The organism is Cohnella laeviribosi DSM 21336 (genome assembly GCF_000378425.1).
Lineage (GTDB): Bacteria > Bacillota > Bacilli > Paenibacillales > Paenibacillaceae > Cohnella > Cohnella laeviribosi.
Genome location: NZ_KB899811.1, coordinates 146079 through 162714, shown reverse-complemented (window position 1 = coordinate 162714; position 16636 = coordinate 146079). Strand labels below are relative to the sequence as shown.

At 59.7% G+C, this 16636-nt stretch carries 16 protein-coding genes; 7 read left to right on the top strand and 9 right to left on the bottom strand.

The features are described 5' to 3' along the window. Window positions 1–829: 829 nt before the first annotated feature. Complete coding sequence (locus F560_RS0104270) at window positions 830–1894, top strand: YkvI family membrane protein (RefSeq protein WP_019004477.1); 1065 nt, start codon at window positions 830–832, stop codon at window positions 1892–1894. A 34-nt stretch (window positions 1895–1928) separates the two neighbouring features. Here the strand turns inward: F560_RS0104270 and F560_RS0104265 are convergent, their stop codons facing one another. Further along, window positions 1929–3077 carry a glycosyltransferase family 4 protein gene (locus F560_RS0104265; RefSeq protein ID WP_019004476.1) on the bottom strand — a complete coding sequence of 383 codons (1149 nt, stop codon included), beginning with the start codon at window positions 3075–3077 and terminating at the stop codon, window positions 1929–1931. 92 nt (window positions 3078–3169) lie between these two features. Here F560_RS0104265 and F560_RS22455 point away from each other — a divergent pair, with 92 nt between their 5' ends. From F560_RS22455 to F560_RS0104245, 4 genes are all read left to right on the top strand, one after another. Continuing rightward, window positions 3170–4318 carry a GGDEF domain-containing protein gene (locus F560_RS22455; protein ID WP_019004475.1) on the top strand — a complete coding sequence of 383 codons (1149 nt, stop codon included), beginning with the start codon at window positions 3170–3172 and terminating at the stop codon, window positions 4316–4318. A 61-nt stretch (window positions 4319–4379) separates the two neighbouring features. Further along, a complete protein-coding gene (locus F560_RS0104255) occupies window positions 4380–5765 on the top strand; it encodes an RsmB/NOP family class I SAM-dependent RNA methyltransferase (RefSeq protein WP_019004474.1) in 1386 nt (461 codons plus the stop codon). A 182-nt stretch (window positions 5766–5947) separates the two neighbouring features. After that, window positions 5948–6040, top strand: coding sequence for a sporulation protein YjcZ (yjcZ, locus tag F560_RS24850; RefSeq protein ID WP_019004473.1), 93 nt, complete (start codon window positions 5948–5950; stop codon window positions 6038–6040). Window positions 6041–6305: 265 nt separating this feature from the next. Beyond that, window positions 6306–7157 (top strand): SDR family oxidoreductase, encoded by an 852-nt coding sequence (locus F560_RS0104245; protein ID WP_020621263.1) that lies wholly within the window; start codon window positions 6306–6308, stop codon window positions 7155–7157. Between the two features lie 29 nt (window positions 7158–7186). Here the strand turns inward: F560_RS0104245 and F560_RS0104240 are convergent, their stop codons facing one another. From F560_RS0104240 to F560_RS0104225, 4 genes are all read right to left on the bottom strand, one after another. Then, entirely contained in the window at window positions 7187–7489 is a 303-nt protein-coding gene (locus tag F560_RS0104240; protein WP_019004471.1) for a hypothetical protein, read from the bottom strand. A 40-nt stretch (window positions 7490–7529) separates the two neighbouring features. Further along, window positions 7530–8399 carry a pseudouridine synthase gene (locus F560_RS0104235; RefSeq protein ID WP_083931984.1) on the bottom strand — a complete coding sequence of 290 codons (870 nt, stop codon included), beginning with the start codon at window positions 8397–8399 and terminating at the stop codon, window positions 7530–7532. A gap of 181 nt (window positions 8400–8580) precedes the next feature. After that, window positions 8581–9384, bottom strand: coding sequence for a GTP diphosphokinase (yjbM, locus tag F560_RS0104230; RefSeq protein ID WP_019004469.1), 804 nt, complete (start codon window positions 9382–9384; stop codon window positions 8581–8583). A 21-nt stretch (window positions 9385–9405) separates the two neighbouring features. After that, entirely contained in the window at window positions 9406–10500 is a 1095-nt protein-coding gene (locus F560_RS0104225; RefSeq protein ID WP_026298085.1) for a quinone-dependent dihydroorotate dehydrogenase, read from the bottom strand. Window positions 10501–10761: 261 nt separating this feature from the next. On the opposite strand from F560_RS0104225, the gene F560_RS25890 reads away from it, so the two are divergent. Beyond that, the gene (locus F560_RS25890; RefSeq protein WP_169449887.1) at window positions 10762–10905 is read left to right on the top strand and encodes a hypothetical protein; all 144 of its coding nucleotides are present in this window, start codon (window positions 10762–10764) and stop codon (window positions 10903–10905) included. Between the two features lie 24 nt (window positions 10906–10929). Here the strand turns inward: F560_RS25890 and F560_RS0104215 are convergent, their stop codons facing one another. The 3 genes from F560_RS0104215 to F560_RS0104205 all read right to left on the bottom strand — a co-directional run bounded on the left by F560_RS0104215 (window position 10930) and on the right by F560_RS0104205 (window position 14170). Then, window positions 10930–12405, bottom strand: coding sequence for a L,D-transpeptidase (locus F560_RS0104215; RefSeq protein ID WP_019004466.1), 1476 nt, complete (start codon window positions 12403–12405; stop codon window positions 10930–10932). A 137-nt stretch (window positions 12406–12542) separates the two neighbouring features. Further along, window positions 12543–12779: a ferredoxin gene (locus F560_RS0104210; protein ID WP_019004465.1), complete on the bottom strand. Its 237-nt coding sequence runs from the start codon at window positions 12777–12779 to the stop codon at window positions 12543–12545. 119 nt (window positions 12780–12898) lie between these two features. Further along, a complete protein-coding gene (locus F560_RS0104205) occupies window positions 12899–14170 on the bottom strand; it encodes a DNA polymerase IV (protein WP_019004464.1) in 1272 nt (423 codons plus the stop codon). A 166-nt stretch (window positions 14171–14336) separates the two neighbouring features. Between F560_RS0104205 and cimA the strand changes: the two genes are divergently transcribed. After that, complete coding sequence (gene cimA, locus F560_RS0104200; protein ID WP_019004463.1) at window positions 14337–15950, top strand: citramalate synthase; 1614 nt, start codon at window positions 14337–14339, stop codon at window positions 15948–15950. 79 nt (window positions 15951–16029) lie between these two features. Here the strand turns inward: cimA and F560_RS22445 are convergent, their stop codons facing one another. Beyond that, on the bottom strand, window positions 16030–16608 hold the full coding sequence (locus tag F560_RS22445) for a TlpA family protein disulfide reductase (protein WP_019004462.1): 579 nt from the start codon (window positions 16606–16608) through the stop codon (window positions 16030–16032). Window positions 16609–16636: the final 28 nt, after the last annotated feature.

Below are 16636 nucleotides of genomic sequence, written 5' to 3'. Positions count from 1 at the left end.
TCATGTATGTACGGGCGGCATGGGGCAGCCCTCCAAGTAGTCCGCCTAGTACCCTACATCGTCTCCGTCCGCAGTGCACAGCCGCTATGTAGTCCGTCCAGTACCTCTCATGGCCCCGAGCGGCGATTTTGGATTTTGTGCAGGATGCAGGCTCCTTTCGCCTCTTTTCGGAACCGTATATTGGATTTATTCCGATAAAATGGCGCGAGAACCTTGCGGATTCGGCTTCTGCGGTTCAAAATAATGGATATTTCCAATATAAGCCGGCTTTCGGCGTCTAAACGGCGTATTCGGTTGGATTTTTCCAATTTAGGTGCGATAGACGTGTATAGGTGCGATAGACACAAAGCCGAGTTGTTATGTAGTGGTGGTGGGGATATAGACGCATAGACTACGGTTGCTCATAGGTTGCGGTAAACTCATAGACTGCGGTAGCTCATCGGCCGCGGTTGCGATAATGATGCCGAAGTTGCGGTATGTATGCAGTTGCGATTCACGAGCAAACAGCCGCTACGTCATCCCGGGCAATTTCGTTCTCTGCCCCTGCCGGCTTGCCGTTTCCGATTTTCGTTGCGGGCAGAATGCGATTCTAGGGCAAGGGCTTTGTCCGAGCATTTGGAAATCCTTGTTCGTAAAAGGAGTCGGCCGCAGTCAAAAAGACGGAACGGCCAAGCACGGGCCATGCCGCCGTCTAAAGCGGAGAAGCGAAGATGCAAGCGCGGAAATGAATGTTTTCGCATAGCGGAATCCTTTAGTCATGCCCGTCCCATTCCCCTCATACCCTTGTAAAGAGATACATGGACAAGGAGCGGTCAGGGGGTACGAAGGCATGAAAGCATGGTTCCGCAGTTTGCAAATCGCGTTTACGTTTATCGGAACCGTCGTCGGTGCCGGATTTGCAACGGGAAAAGAAGTGCTGCAGTTTTTTACCCGGTTCGGACACTGGGGAGCGCTGCTGATTGCGACGGCCACCTTGTTCTTCGTGTGGCTCGGCGCCAAAATGATGCTGCTCGCCGCCCAAATAAAAGCCAGATCGTACGAGGATTTGAACAAGCATCTGTTCGGAGAGCGCGCCGGCGCCTGGGTCAGCCACCTTATGCTCGTCGTTCTGATGAGCGTCAACTCGGTCATGCTCGCGGGGGCGGGCACGATTTTCTCCGAGCAGCTGCAGATGAGTTACCAAAGCGGGATGTTCATCACGTTGATCGCCTGCTTCTTCCTGCTCCGCAAAGGCATTTCCGCAATCGTCTCGGTGAACTTGCTTGTCGTACCTGTCATGATCCTGTTCACTTTTGCGCTCGTTATCGACACAATGCGCGGGCCGGGTGCCGACCGCTGGCTGACGCTTCGGAGCGATCTGTCCCCTGCGGCCGCCTGGCTGTCCCCGCTGCTGTACGCTTCCTTCAATTTAACCATGTCGCAGTCCGTGCTTGTCCCGCTGGGCTCCGTGATCGGCGATGCGAAAATCTTGCGGCGCGGCGCATGGCTCGGCGGCATCGGCATCGGGACGATGCTGCTGGCAGGACATTTCGCGTTGTCCGCGCACATGCCGGGCGCCCAGCAATTCGACATTCCGATGGGCGACATTGCCCGCGAACTCGGGCCGTGGATGCACGCCATCTTTGTGTTTCTGATTTTCGCGGAAATCTTCACAACGCTCGTTGCCGATCTGTACGGGTTATCGCTGCAACTGGAGGAGAGAATCCGCCTCCCCCGAACATGGCTGACGCTGTCCCTTCTGCTGTTCTGCCTTATCCTCGGACAGTTCGGCTTCGGACCGCTGCTGACGACGCTTTATCCGCTGTTCGGCTTGCTCAGCCTCGGCTGGCTGCTTCTCCTCATCCTCGACCGCAGGCTGAGAAGGAAGCCTCCCCATTCTCCCACGGCCTCCTGAACCGGCCCCGGTCCTGGGCAGGCCGGGCGGAAGATCAACGATCTTCCCGGCCCGGAGCACCCGGAGCGAAATCCAGATAAATCTTCTTCAGCTCCGAGATGACGCGGTTCAGCGAATACGCCTTTTTCGCCTTGTTCCAAGCGGCGCGCGCCATTTCATAGCGGAAATGCGGATCGACAATCAAATTCTCCAGCGCGTCGGCCAGCGCGATCGGGTCGTCCGGAGGCACAAGGCGCCCGTTGACGCCGTCTTCGATCTGCTCCGCTATGCCTCCCACGTCGGTGCCGACGAGCGCCAGCAAACATAAGGCCGCCTCCGCAAACACCGAGCCGAACGCCTCCGCGCGGGAGGGCAGCACGAACACGTCAAAGAAAGGCATCAGCTCTTCCGGATGCAGCATGTAGCCGTAGAAAATCGTATCGTCATAAATGCCAAGCTGCTGGGACAACGCCTCAAGCTCCTTGCGGATCGGCCCGTCCCCGATAATATGCAGCACGAACGGTCTGCCCCGCGAGCGGAGCTCCGCGCAAGCGCGCAGCAAAATGTCGAGCCCTTTGGCGGGGACAAGCCGGCACACCGTCACCAGTTGCGTCACTTCGTTCTCGTGGGCGATCGGCTTGAACCGCTTCTCGTCGTAGCCGTTCGGAATGACCCGGACCGCTTCCGGCCGGACCAGGTACTTCCCCATATAACTGGCGAAAGAGTTCGAGACGGTCATCAAAAGATCCGTCTTCCGTTCCAGTTCCCCGTACAAAGAGGTAAGAAAACGATGCTCCGGTCCGTCCGCGGCAATCCTTCCGTTCAGAATCAATTCCTTCTCGAAGCTGGAATGCACCGTCATCAGCAGCGGCGTGTCCGGATAAATCCGCCTCATCGCAAGCGCCGCCACCGGGTGATGGGCGTGGATCACGTCGTAGCTGCCTTTGAGCCGGAGCTTTGTCCACCAAATATAGTCTTTGAGCGTTTGGATATATTTGTCGACGATCGGATGGCCGGCGTATTCACGCCAGTCGAACGTTTCGAACTCGATTTCCTCCTGGCCTTTGTTGCGAATGCGCTTCGGCAGGGAGAACAATTCCATTTCCCAACCGATTTTGCGGAACCGCTCGCCGATGTAAGGCACCATGGAAGAGACGCCTCCCGGCTGCTCCGGGGGGAAAAACAGCGCCTGCAGAATGTTCAAGGGCGACTCCTCCTTTTGTCCTGCTACTCGCTCTATCAAAGATATGATATATTAGAACATATGTTTCTGTAAAGGAAACCTGGGGGGCATCTATGAATTTCAACGCGTTTTGGGAGAACAACCAGCCTTTGTTAAATCTGTTCTCCTCCTCCGTTTCGTTCATTCTTCTGTTTCTGATGCTGTTCATGGCCTACCGGTTGCTCGTGCAGACCCGCCGCAAAGCGTACCGGAATCTGCTCGTTTCGCTCGTGATCTGTCTCGCCCATCAAATGTTCGTGCTGGCGCGCACGTTCGAAGCCAGGGACGTTTCGCTGCTTGCTTTCATAACCGAGACGCTCAACGTCTTCGCCTTTATCGTCATCAACTTTTCCGTCTTTGAGCTGTATCACCGAAAACGGCCCCGAACGCGCGCCTGGTTTTACTCCCTGCTTGGCGTAGGCGGCGCGATCGCGGTCACGGGCCTGTTCTCCGGAACCGATTCGTTTCGGCGCCTTTGGGAGCAAGGCACGCCCGTCACGCCGGTGCTGAGCGTCTACCTGCTGCTGCTGTGTCCGCTGTTCGCGCTGATGTTCGCACCCCATGTCGGGCAGCGGCTTCGCTATCTGATCACGCTGGCCGTCGCCATGCTGATGCAGATGGCGGCGCTTGCGGACCGTTTTTTCGAGCCCGGTTCTTTATTTTATTCGGTTGTTTCGGCGCTATTGCCTGTCGTCTATTTCATCTTTTTATTTATGATTTTGTTCGAGCGGGTCGTGGAAATCCTGCAGTCGGCGTACCGCTCGTCCATTACGGACGGACTGACCAATCTGTTCAACCGCCGTTTCTTTACGGCGCAGCTTGAGCATGCACTTCGCAGCGGGCTGCCGGTCGGGGCGATCTTCTGCGATATCGACAACTTCAAAAAACTCAACGACACTCACGGTCACCAGCAAGCCGACATCGTGCTGAAGCAGGCCGCCGCCATTTTGATGGAAGAAACGGAAGAAGTCGGGCTTGCCGGCCGCTACGGCGGGGAAGAGCTGGTCGCGTTCGTATCGGCGCCGGGCGCATCGGTTGCCGAGGTCGCCGAGTCGATCCGCGCCCGAATCGAGAAGGAGACGATCGTCACCGTCAGCGTGGGCATCAGCAGCGCGACCGGCGGTATCACCGCCGAACAGTTGATGAAGCAGGCGGACGAAGCGATGTACCATTCCAAAAAGACGGGCAAAAACCGGGTCACGTCGTTCGCATCGCTCGTATAACCGGCGGCAGTCGTGTATACTGTTATCGATCACGGAACGAACGCGAAGGAGATTGGCCCGCATGACCCGACTTCCGCCCGAATACATCGAACGGATCCGCCTCCTGCTCGGCGAGCGAGAGGCCGAAGTCTTTTTGCATACGTATCAGAAGCCGCGCGCGTTCGGCCTGCGCCTGAACCCGTCCAAGCTGACGGCCCGGGACGAACGGTTCCCCGGCATCGCGAAGCGGTTCGGCTTGCGGCCCGTGCCGTGGTGCGAGCACGGCTATTACTACGAAGAGTCAAGCCGTCCCGGCCGGCACCCTTATCACGCGGCGGGATTGTACTACATCCAGGAGCCTTCCGCGATGATTGCCGCCGAACTGCTCGATCCCCAGCCGGGCGAAACCGTGCTCGATCTTGCGGCCGCGCCCGGCGGCAAGACAACGCAAATCGCCGCCCGAATGCAGGGACAGGGACTCCTCGTCGCCAACGAGATTCACCCGCCCCGGGCCAAGATTCTGGCCGAGAACGTGGAACGAATGGGGATTGCCAACGCCTTGGTCATTCATTCCGCGCCGGGACCTCTGGCAGAACGTTGGCCGGAAGCGTTCGACCGCATTATGCTGGATGCGCCCTGCTCCGGGGAAGGCATGTTTCGCAAAGACCCCGAAGCGGCCCTCGAGTGGTCGGTCGAAGCGGTGAAAGCCTGCGCCGCCCGCCAGCGGAACATCTTGCGGGACGCCGCCAGGATGCTGAAGCCCGGCGGCCGGCTCGTCTATTCGACCTGCACCTTTAACCGCGAGGAGAACGAGGAGACCGTTCGGGCATTCATCGAGGAATTTCCGGAGTTTGAACTTGCGAGGGAAGAACGAATGTGGCCGCACCGGCTGGAAGGGGAAGGACACTACGTCGCCGTGCTGGAGAAGCATCCGCAAGGAAGCGGTTCGGCATCCGGCTCCGGCAAGGGGGAACGCGCCAGGGAACGGAGCGCGGCGCGCAAGTCCGGCAAACCCGATAAAGCCGCCGAAGCCGCGCTGCGGCTGTTCCGCGAATTCGCGGAAGAAGCGCTGCCCCGCTTCCGCTTGCCGGAGGAGGGATCGCCGCTGCTGTTCGGAGAAGCGCTCTACTGGCTGCCTCAGCCCGAAGGCGCTCCGTTCGGGGCGGCGGCGCTCGCCGGCCTGCGGACGCCGCGCCCCGGACTGCATCTTGGCGATGTTCGGAAAGGACGCTTCGAACCGGCCCATGCGCTGGCGATGGCCGTCCGAGCGGACGACGCCGCGCTGACCGCCGATTTCCCCGCGGATTCGCCGGAAATCGCCGCATACCTGCGGGGCGAGAGCATCGCCTCGCCGGAAGGCGCGAAGGGCTGGGGGCTGCTTGCGGTCGACGGCTGGCCGCTCGGCTGGTTCAAGGCCAGCGACGGCCAGCTCAAAAACCGCCTTCCCAAAGGCCTTCGCTCGGTCTGACGGCCGGCGTGCTGCGGCATCCGCTTTTTTTCCGCGAATGCCCAAAGTCGTTTGCCCCGGGGCAAATGTCCAATTCGGCTTTCCGCTTCCTTCATAGGATAGAGTAGGCCAACGGCGGGAGCGTTCGTCCGCGCCGAACCCCCGCTTCGGCCGTCTACAGCTCATCAGAAGGAGGAATGCGCATGTCCGGTGTTATCGGCAGCTACTATGCATCGGCAGCCTTCGTTCTGGTCCTGTTCATCCTGCTCGTCATCATCCTGAAAGCCGGCTACTGACCGCCGGCCCGCCGTTTCCGGAACCGGGGCGAATCGGTCTGAACCGGCGCCAGCTCCTTCAGGGGGACGCAATCGAGCCTAACAAGAAAGCAAGCCGTTCAGCCCTTTCGCTTCCTTACGGGAAGCCGAAGGGCTTTATTTTTTTCGTTCCCGGACGCAATTGGCGTTCCGGACGATTTGCTGCGGGAAGGAATACCGCCGCCGGCTGACGAAAACGGTAATGACCGACAACGAACAGAGGCAAAAAAGGAGACGGATGATGGCAATGGCGGACAAAACGGCGCTCGTTACGGGAGCTTCCAGCGGCTTCGGCTTGCGGATTTCGATCGCGCTGGCGCTGAGGGGTTATCGGGTGATGGCCGCAATGCGGGACCTCGGAAGGGGGGATGAACTGCTTCGGGAAGCGGAACGGGCCGGCGTCGCATCGCGGCTTGATCCGGTACGGCTCGACGTGACGGATGCCGAATCGATCGAAGCCGCAATGGCGCATGCGGCGCGGCGATACGGGCGTCTCGACGTCCTCGTGAACAATGCCGGCTTCGCCGTGGGCGGATTCGCGGAAGAAGTGCCGATGGACGACTGGCGCGCGCAGATGGAAACGAACTTTTTCGGCGTTGTCGCCATGAGCCGCGCCGCGATTCCGCTGATGCGCAAACAAGGCGGCGGCACGATTATTCAACTGAGCAGCGTCAGCGGCCGGATCGCTTTTCCGGGTTACGGCGCTTACGCCGCCTCCAAGTTCGCTGTAGAGGGCTTCAGCGAAAGCCTGCGCCACGAACTGGCCCCGCACGGCATCCGCGTCGTTCTCGTGGAGCCGGGAGCGTACCGCACCGCCATCTGGGACAAAGGATTCTCCGGCATCCGCAGCCGTCCCGACTCCCCGTATCGCAAGACGCTGGAGGCGGTGCTCGAATATTCGCGGCGCGCGGCCGCGACGTCGAAGGACCCTCGGGAGGTCGCGGAGCTTGTCGCCAGATTGGCCGAATGCCGGGCGCCGCGCCTCCGCTACGCGGTCGGCCGCGGAACGAAGCTGACGCTTTTCGGCAAAGCGGCGCTGCCCTGGCGCTGGTTCGAAGCGATCATCCAAAGAACGCTGTCGGGCAAAGCCGGCGGATGATGGCGGATCGGGAATTCGGCGGCCTGCGGTTAGCCGATGCCGAACTTGCGAAGCTGATCCCATAGCCGTTCCCGGATCAAGATTTCCTTTTGCTTCGGACCGATCAGATCGAAATGGGGGAATGGCTCCCGTCGGTGAATGTAAGCCGGGTCCAGCCCGTTCTCGGCGCACCACGCCGCGAGCCGTTTTACGTCCGAGCAGCCCACCTTCGTCACGGTGCGGACGCCGGGCCAGCGCGGTTCGTGCCAATAATGGGTAAGAAACGCGATTTCCCCGCTGGCCACCCGCTCTTTCCATTGTTGCAACTCTTCGCGTTTGATACCGAATGCCATAGATCCAAACACGCCTTTCCGTGAACAACTCCGACGGGGGTTATCCGACGAATCCGTCCGCCGCCCGCTTCTCCTTGCGATAGTTCCGCAATGCCTCGATTTCGGCTTCCGTCAGCTCGCGCCACTCCCCGGGCCCAAGAGCGGGATCGAGCTCGAGCGGTCCCATCGCCACCCGGCGCAAATACAGGACCCGCTTGCCGACGGCTGCGAACATCCGCTTTACCTGATGGTATTTGCCTTCGTGAATCGTCAGCTCGATCCAGCTCAGCGGGGACCGGTCCCGCTGCGCGCGCTCGAGCTCGTCTCGCCGCAGCGCCGGCGTAGCGCGCATTCTTTCGATCGCCTCGGCCATTTCCCGGTCCGCGGGGGCTTCTCCGGGCTTTGCGACATGCAGGACGCGCAGATGCGCGGGCAGGGTGACGTAGCCGTCGTCCAGCGCCACGCCGGCCCGGAAAGCCGCCGCGTCCTCTTCTCCCGCCTCGCCTTCGACGAGCGCCCGGTACGTCTTCGGCACATGCCTCCGCGGAGCCAGCAATTCGTGCGCCAGCTTGCCGTCGTTGGTGAGCAGAAGCAGCCCCTCGGTATCCTTGTCGAGCCGCCCGACGGGAAACGGCGACAGCACGCCAAGCTCGTCCGGCAGCAAGTCGACGACGGTCCGGTCGCGCCGGTCTTCCGTCGCGGAAACAAGGCCCGCCGGCTTGTGCATCATCACGTATACCTCTTCGCGATAGGCGACCGGTTCGCCGTCCAGCGCCACCCGATCCAGATGGGGATCGAGCTTCATGCCGGGGTCTTTGACGGCGGAACCGTTGACCGTCACCTTGCCTAGGCGTACAAGCTGCTTGATTTCGCTCCGCGTTCCATAACCGAGGTTGCCCAGCATTTTATCCAATCGGATCGACTTTTTCATCGTTTGCACTTCTTTCTTCCTGGCCTTCGCCTTGCTAACGTATACTGTACGGGAGGAAAGACGACTTGTCCACCCTGCGGCCTTTTCCAAAAGTTTCGCCGCGCGAAATTCGCGAAAACATAAAAAGGGACATTTCCGTCTGTGAAAAACGGATGTCCCTTGCGAAATTTCGCAGCTCCCGTCAGGAATCCGGGCTCTTTCCCGCGCGTATGAGCGCCTCCTGAATTTCCGCGGAAAGCTCCGTAATTCCCCAGATGTCCTCCTGCTCCCACAGCTCGTTGAAACGAAGCTGAAACTGGGCCGCTTCCCGCACGCGGCGGTAGAAATACAAATTCTGAATATCGTTCAGCACCTTGCGCACAATGCCCGATTTTTCTTCGAAGCCCTGCTGCGCATCGACAATTTCCTGGCGGATGCTGGACATCTCGTTATCGAGCTGGAAAGCGGCCTCCGCCGCTTTGTACAGCCGCTCCCGCACTTCTTCGGGCAGCTGTTCGCGATACTTGTAGTTCAGCGAATGCTCGATCGTCGCCCAGAAATTCATCGCCAGCGTCCGGATCTGGATTTCCGCCAGAACCGGAAGCGAGCCGAGGGACGTTTGAACCGGATACCGGACGATGATATGGTAGCTTCGGTAACCGCTCGGCTTCGGGTTGCTGATGTAATCTTTCTCGTAAAGGATCGTCAGATCCTCGCGTTTGCGGATCATTTCGGCAACCGTCTTGATATCCTCAACAAACTGGCACATGATCCGGATGCCCGCGATATCCTCGATCCCCGTTTCGATCTGATCCAGAGGGACGGAGAGTCGTTTGGCCTTTTCAAGGATGCTGGAAATCCGTTTGACTCTGCCCGTCACGAATTCGATAGGCGCGTATTCTTCTCTCGCCTTCAGCTCGGTGCGCAGCGTCTTCAGCTTAACCTTCAATTCCTCAACCGCTTGCTGATAAGGCAGCAAAAATTTGTTCCAATCCCTGCCGTCCATGCTGACTCCTTTCCGGCCGCTTCACCGAAAATCGGCTCCGACCGCTTCCGTAATGCGGCCGAATCCGTCCTTGCGAAGCAGCTCCCGCAGCCCCCGGACAATCTCGCCGACAACGCCGGGGCCCTTATAGATCATGGCTGTGTAGACTTCCACGAGGCTCGCTCCGGCCCGGATTTTGTCGTAGGCATCCTGCGCCGTGAATATGCCTCCCGATCCGATAATCGGCAATTCTCCCCCTGTCAATTTGTACAGCGTACGGATCACTTCCGTCGAACGCTTCGTCAGCGGCCGTCCGCTCAGCCCCCCCGTTTCGGCGGCGTTCGGATGGGTCAGGCCGTCCCGTGCGATCGTCGTGTTCGTCGCAATGATGCCGGACATCCCGCTGATCCGGATCGCCTCCGCCATGTAAGCGAGCTGTTCCTCGCTGTTGTCGGGAGCGATCTTGACGAGAATCGGCTTCGGCGTTCCGCCCGTCCGCTGCGCCTGCCGCCGCATCTCGTCGCGCACCGCGTCCAGCAGCCCCCGCAGCTCGTCGCCGTGCTGCAGCAAGCGCAAATCCGGCGTATTCGGCGAACTGATATTGACGACGAAAAAGTCCCCGTAAGGATAAAGCCTCCGCAAACATTCCCGGTAATCTTCCGCCGCCTTTTCGTTGGGCGTCGTTTTGTTTTTGCCGATATTGATCGCGAGCGGAATCCGTCTGCGGCCGAGCCGCGCAAGGCGCGCCGCCATCGCTTCCGCCCCTTCGTTGTTAAAGCCCATCCGGTTAATCAGCGCTTCGTCCGAAGGCAGCCGAAACAGCCGCGGCAGCTCGTTGCCGGGCTGGCCTTTGGGCGTGACCGTGCCGACCTCCATGAACGAAAGACCGATGCTGGAGAAGCCTGGCACCGCTTTCGCATTCTTGTCGAGCCCCGCCGCCAGTCCGACAGGATGGGCGAAACGCAGCCCGAACAGATCGACGGCGAGCTCCTCGGGCGCCTTTACTCCCCAGACGGCCGACAGCATCGACGTCGCCCCGGACACGCCGCCTACCGTTCCCAACCCGTCCACCACCAAATGATGCGCCAGCTCGGCGTCCATGCGGAATAGCCATGGTTTAACCAACTTGTACAGCAAACCGTCCGACATCCTTTCTTCTCGATGCGAAAACTCCGAATCGCCTCCGGGTAACGGAGCGCTTCCCCGCCCCGGAATGTGGCGCCGCTTTGCAAAAATAAAACCTTCGGGTACCAGTTTAGCCTTTTCTTCGCTAAAAGAAAAGGGAGCTTTATCCGGCTTAAGCGCCAACGGCCGGCGAGCATCTGGCGTTTTGCCGGGCAACCGTTTACAATAAAGGCACAAGCCATATTCTCCATAGCGATGAAAGGTCTGATTGCCATGAGCGCACCAAAAAAGAAACCCTCCGCCTTGCCCAGGGCAAAGCAGAAGGAAGAGGTGAACAAGAAGGCGCTGATCTGGATCGGCGCCGCCTTTGCCGCCATCGTCGTCGTTGTCGGTACGCTGCTCATTCTGAATGTTTGACGCCCGGGCGGCAAGCCTGGCCGGTCAGCCCAGCCATTCATACGTTTTCTTAGGGTTTGTCTCGTCCTGCGCCGGCTTTAGCCGGAACCGCTTCTCGGGAATGCGCAGGTCCGCGGGCAGACCCTCTTTTACAATGGTGACCTTCGTGCCGAGCGGAACCAGATCGTACAGCTCCTCCAAGTCCTCCTTCGCCATGCGCACGCAGCCCTGCGAACGGTCCTGGCCGATGCTGTCCGGTTCGTCCGTGCCGTGGATCGCATACAGCGTATCCGACAGCGTCATCCCCCGGCTGCCGAACGCCCCGTCGGACCGGCCGTTCGGATTGCGCACCTTCTCCGTAATCCGGAACGTTCCCTCGGGCGTCTTGTCTCCGCCAAGTCCCACCGGATAATTGCGCAGCAGCACATTCCCGCTGACGACCGCGAGCCGGTGGTTTTTCTTGTCGACGATAATTTCGAGCGGATGCTCGGTCATGGGCGCGAACGAGCCGGCCGGGACGCCTCCGCTCTCGCCCGCCGTCCCGCCGGCGCGCGGCCAGCCGACCGTCTCCGCCTTCCCTTTCTCCAGCTCCGCCTGCAGTTCGTTAAACCAAACGGTCATCTCCTCCGACCATCCCGCCGTCGTATTCGCGGGGTAGGCGCCTGCCAGCTCGTCCGGGGACTTCGGCCAGCTTCCCGTCCGCTCCCGGTACCGGATCATGGCCGAGCGCAGCAGCAGCTTTCCTTCCTGCGGCGGTTTCCACTCCGCGACCGATCGCCATAGCTCCGACGCGTCCTTCGACGTGCCGCAGGGACACCATTTCGGATCGAACCAGTCGATCGCCGCCGCCGCATCCGGACGGTCGAGCGCAACTTTGGCCAGAGGGCGGCCGCTGCCGACCCAATCGGTCCATTTCCCCAGCTTCGGGGCCTGAACGAGCCACGATTCGGAGCCGCTCGTCCGCTTGGTCAGCAATCCGCCGAGCGTCTTCATGCCGTCCGTGGCCGGATCGTCCGCTCCGGCCACAAGCGCCAGCCCGTCTGCCGCGGAGCCGGTTGCGGCCGCAGGAGGAGCGGAATAAACCGGCTTCAAGGGCGGCCCCGGCTCCTCCATGGCGCCCGTATCGTCCGCCGCCTGCCGCATCCCCGGCGCAGCGTCCGTAGGTGCTACGGCTTGACGGACGGGCAGCACGACGGACACCGCGATCGCCAGCAGCGCGGCCGCGATCGCCAAACCGCGTTTTTTCCCTCCGTCTCGGGGGGCGGACGCCGGAAAACCGCCGCCGCTCAGCGGATTGGCCTTCGCTTCGAACGCTTCATACACGGGCCCGGCCTGGCCGAAGCAGTAATTCGCTTTCGCTTCCTCGCCTCTGGCCGCATACTGCTTGCCAAGCAAATACCAGGCCATCTGATTGTTTTCGTGTTTGAGCAAATAATCCTTAAGCGGCAGGGAATCGGCCACGTCCGGCACATGCTCGTAAAACTGCCGGATCTGCTCTTCCAGCCGGTCGTCTTTGCGCATCCGGAATCTCCTCTCCGAGGTTCCTTTCCCGTTTATATCGGATAGGCGCGCCCGGAATTTCAGATGCGGCGGATCGCCGGCGGCGCAAAAAAACTCCCCCGGGCTCTCTATAGCCCCAAGGGAGTCGGGATGCATCGTCAGTTATTGAACGGTTCGTCCGAAATTTTGATCGAATCGGTCGGGCAGCCGTCGGCCGCATCCTGCAGATCGTCGTACAATTCTTCCGGAATTTCCGTAACGCCGCGGTTGCCGTCGTTGCCGTAAATCACTTCGGCAAGCCCCTCGTCGTCGTAGTCGTAAATGTCCGGAGCCGTCGCCCCGCATGCTCCGCAAGCGATGCATGTATCTTTATCAACATAGGTGAATTTAGCCATGAAAAGTAACCTCCTCAAATCGGTCCAGCGCACGTCTTTTATGTCCAATATAATATAAAAGCTATGCGATATCAAACAAAAAAATCAATGGCATTCATCACATTTCCTTATAAAACCTCTTACTCGAAGAAATCCCGTTCGCGCAAAAAATCGGTTTGCAGCGACGTTCCCCTGACTTTCCGGTTCCGGATCAGCGCGGAAGGATCGTCCGTCAGCATGCCTGCGGTGAGCACCGCATCCTCCCCGTATTTGTCCCGAAGCCGGTCCATGACCGAGTACAATTGCTCCTTGCGCGGGGCTTCCCGGTAATGGAACAGGTCGAGCTGTACCGGCGTGTCTTTCTTGGGAGACAGCCCTTGAAGCGTGATGCCGAGCAGGCGAACCGGCTGTCCCTCTTTCCAATGCCGATCCATCAGCCTGCAGGCTTCGCGGTACACGTCGTCCAGCGAGTCGATGGGCGCTTGCAGCGTGGATGCCCGCGTAATGGTTCTCATCTCCGGATCGCGAATGACGATTTGGACGGTCGAGCACAGCATCGATTGGCGGCGAAGCCTTCGGGTCGTCTGATCCGCCAAATTCAGCAGCACCCTGCGCCAGTCGTCCCGCCGGGTCAAATCCGCAGGAAGGGTTGTCGTATGGCCGATGGACTTGGCCGCTTCCCGGATCGGCTCGACCGGCGAATCGTCGATCCCGTGCGCCGCCCGCTTCATCCATTCGCCGTAAACGCCGAATTTCTCCTTCAGCAGCGCTGCGTCGGCCGCGGCAAGCTGGCCGATCGTGCGGATATTCATCCGTTCTAGTTTGGCCGCCGTTTTCCGGCCGATTCCAAACAATGTTTGGCAAGGCTTATCCCAGAGCAGCGCGGGCACCTCGCGCCTGCGGAGCACGGTGATCGCATTCGGCTTGCGCATATCCGAAGCCATCTTCGCCAGCAGCTTGTTCGGCGCGATGCCGATCGAGCAAGGCAGGGACAGCTCCTCCCTGACCCGCCGCTGAATGGCTTCGGCAATCTGCAGCGGCGTGCCGAACTGGCCGCTGCCCGTAATGTCGAGATAGCATTCGTCGATGGAGACCGCCTCGACAAGCGGCGTGTAGCTGCCCGCGATACGCAGAAATCCCCGCGAATATTTGCGGTACAAGTCGAAGTCGGGAGCGATCAGGATCAGTTCCGGACAGACCCGCTGCGCTTGCCGCACCGTCATGCCGGTTCTAACTCCCCTGGCGCGCGCTTCGTACGAGCTGGTGACGACGATGCCTTTGCGCAGCTCGACGCTGCCGGCCACGGCCGTCGCCTTGCCGGCATACCGCTCGGGGTCCTCGGCCGCGTGAACCGAGCAGTAGAACGCGTTCATATCGATGTGCAAAATGACTCTCCGCTTCGCTGCGCTCACGCGACCGCCTCCTTCGGTCTTTTTTCTTCGTAACTACATTATAATTCCAGCCTCCGCTTCCGATCAACGAAGCCCGGCAGCGGAACCCGGGACAAACGCTCTCTACATTTGAGTCCAGCCGTGCTATAATAGTTTCACCTGTTTGTAAGGAGGCATCCCGTTTTTCATGTCCACGTCCATCAGCATTTTCGATACGACTCTACGCGACGGAACGCAAGGCGAAGGCATCAGCCTGACAGCGGAAGACAAGCTTAAAATCGCGCTCAAACTCGACGCGCTCGGCGTTCATTATATTGAAGGCGGAAATCCGGGAAGCAACGGAAAGGACATCGAATTTTTCAAAAGAGCCCGCGCGCTCGACATGCAGGCGAAGCTGACGGCCTTCGGCAGCACAAGACGCAAAAACAGCACTTGCGAGCAGGACGCCAACTTGCGGCACTTGGTCGAATCCGGCGCAAAGGCGGCGACGCTGGTCGGCAAGTCGTGGGATTTCCACGTGCACACGGCGCTGCAGACGACGCTCGAAGAGAATTTGGCCATGATTTACGAATCGCTTGCTTTTGTCAAGCGGCACGGAATGGAAGCCATTTTCGACGCGGAGCATTTCTTCGACGGCTACAAAGCCAATCCCGAATACGCGCTTTCCGCCCTGCGGAAAGCCAAAGAAGCCGGCGCGGACTGGATCGTCCTCTGCGACACGAACGGCGGCACGCTGCCCGGGGAAATTCACGAAATCGTCTCGCGCGTCGTGGCCGAAATCCAGGCGCCGATCGGCATTCATACGCATAACGACTGCGAGCTCGCGGTCGCCAACACGCTGGCTGCGGTATCCGCCGGGGCGAGACAGGTTCAAGGCACGATCAACGGATACGGCGAACGGTGCGGCAACGCGAACCTGTGCTCCATTTTGCCCAATCTCCAGCTCAAAATGGGATACAAATGCATTTCCGACGAGCAATTGAAGTCGCTGACCAGCGTCGCGCGCTATGTCGGCGAAATCGCCAACGTGATGTTGCCCGTCAATCAGCCTTATGTCGGCTCCGCGGCTTTTGCCCATAAAGGCGGCATCCACGTATCCGCGATTTTGAAGGATTCCAAAACGTACGAGCATATCGAGCCGGGGCTTGTCGGCAACAAGCAGCGCATTCTCGTCTCGGAGCTGGCCGGACAAAGCAATATCGTCTCCAAAGCCCAGGAGATGGGGCTCGACATCGCATCCCACAGCGAGAAATCCCGGGAGATCATCGAACGGGTCAAAGAGCTCGAGCACCAGGGCTACCAATTCGAGGGCGCCGACGCCTCCTTGGAGCTGCTGCTTCGGGAAGCGTACGGAGACGACGTTGAAGTGTTTACGGTCGAGTCGTTCAAGATCATGGTGGAGAGAACAAGCGCCGGCATGACCTCGGAAGCGATCGTCCGCCTGCGGGTCGGCGAGAATCAGGTGTATACCGTAGCGGAAGGCAACGGCCCGGTCAACGCGCTCGACAATGCCCTGCGTAAAGCGCTGGTGCAGTATTTCCCAGGCATCGCCGACGTTCACCTGACGGACTACAAGGTCCGGGTGCTGGACGAAAAAGACGCGACCGCCGCCAAAGTCCGGGTCTTGATCGAATCCACGGACTTCAAGGACACCTGGAGCACCGTAGGCGTGTCGTCCAACGTGATCGAGGCGAGCTGGGAAGCGCTCGTGGACAGCATCCGGTATGCGCTTCTGGGCATGGCCAAAAGCGTAACCGAGCCGGAAGCGCGGCTGGAACCGCACGGATTGGTCAACCATTAATCAAAGAAAAGGAGACCGTGTCACGCCAGTGGCATCGGCCTCCTTTTTCGTTTCCTTTCCCGGCTGCCGCGCGCCGATCTTACTCTTCAAGGACATCCCCAAGCATCTTCTCCCACTTGTCAAGCGGCTGGACGCCTTCGATCCGTTCGCGGACAACGCCGTTTTTATCGATGATAAAGCTGATCGGGTACGAGAACACTTTGTACAAATCGCCCGCTTTGTTTTCCGTATCCATCAGGACCGGAAACGAAATTTGTTTTTCTTTTACGAAATCCTTGGCGCCCCGCACCGTATCGTATTTGGCGGCATTGACGGCGTAAAGATCGACCCGGTCCTTATATTTATTGTAGATTTTCTGCAAATCCGGCGCTTCCAGATCGCAAGGCCCGCACCACGAAGCCCAGAAATTGAGGATAAGCGCCTTGTCCCTCGCTCCTCCGACATGGTACCGGGTTTGCCCGTCCATGGATTCAAGCGTAAAGGACGGAGCGAGCGAGTCCGCGACCGGCGCAACCTTCCGCACTTCTCCCGCGGCTTGCGAATTCGATGCGGCCGCTCCCTCCGTTTCCCGGCCGGTTTCTTTCGCAGATTGGTTCCACCAGATAACAGCCACGACGGCTGCGATCACAAACCCCAATATCGCTACATTTCGTTTCATGCCGAACGGTCCCTCTTTCGCCTTAGGT

What these genes read in the sequence shown, in the direction of transcription:
- cimA (WP_019004463.1), top strand. Translation starts at nt 14,337, where the DNA reads ATGTCCACGTCCATCAGCATTTTCGATACGACTCTACGCGACGGAACG.
- F560_RS0104245 (WP_020621263.1), top strand. Translation starts at nt 6,306, where the DNA reads ATGGCGGACAAAACGGCGCTCGTTACGGGAGCTTCCAGCGGCTTCGGC.
- F560_RS0104210 (WP_019004465.1), bottom strand. Translation starts at nt 12,779, where the DNA reads ATGGCTAAATTCACCTATGTTGATAAAGATACATGCATCGCTTGCGGA.
- F560_RS22445 (WP_019004462.1), bottom strand. Translation starts at nt 16,608, where the DNA reads ATGAAACGAAATGTAGCGATATTGGGGTTTGTGATCGCAGCCGTCGTG.
- F560_RS0104215 (WP_019004466.1), bottom strand. Translation starts at nt 12,405, where the DNA reads ATGCGCAAAGACGACCGGCTGGAAGAGCAGATCCGGCAGTTTTACGAG.
- F560_RS0104270 (WP_019004477.1), top strand. Translation starts at nt 830, where the DNA reads ATGAAAGCATGGTTCCGCAGTTTGCAAATCGCGTTTACGTTTATCGGA.
- F560_RS0104255 (WP_019004474.1), top strand. Translation starts at nt 4,380, where the DNA reads ATGACCCGACTTCCGCCCGAATACATCGAACGGATCCGCCTCCTGCTC.
- yjbM (WP_019004469.1), bottom strand. Translation starts at nt 9,384, where the DNA reads ATGGACGGCAGGGATTGGAACAAATTTTTGCTGCCTTATCAGCAAGCG.
- F560_RS25890 (WP_169449887.1), top strand. Translation starts at nt 10,762, where the DNA reads ATGAGCGCACCAAAAAAGAAACCCTCCGCCTTGCCCAGGGCAAAGCAG.
- F560_RS0104240 (WP_019004471.1), bottom strand. Translation starts at nt 7,489, where the DNA reads ATGGCATTCGGTATCAAACGCGAAGAGTTGCAACAATGGAAAGAGCGG.
- yjcZ (WP_019004473.1), top strand. Translation starts at nt 5,948, where the DNA reads ATGTCCGGTGTTATCGGCAGCTACTATGCATCGGCAGCCTTCGTTCTG.
- F560_RS22455 (WP_019004475.1), top strand. Translation starts at nt 3,170, where the DNA reads ATGAATTTCAACGCGTTTTGGGAGAACAACCAGCCTTTGTTAAATCTG.
- F560_RS0104235 (WP_083931984.1), bottom strand. Translation starts at nt 8,399, where the DNA reads ATGAAAAAGTCGATCCGATTGGATAAAATGCTGGGCAACCTCGGTTAT.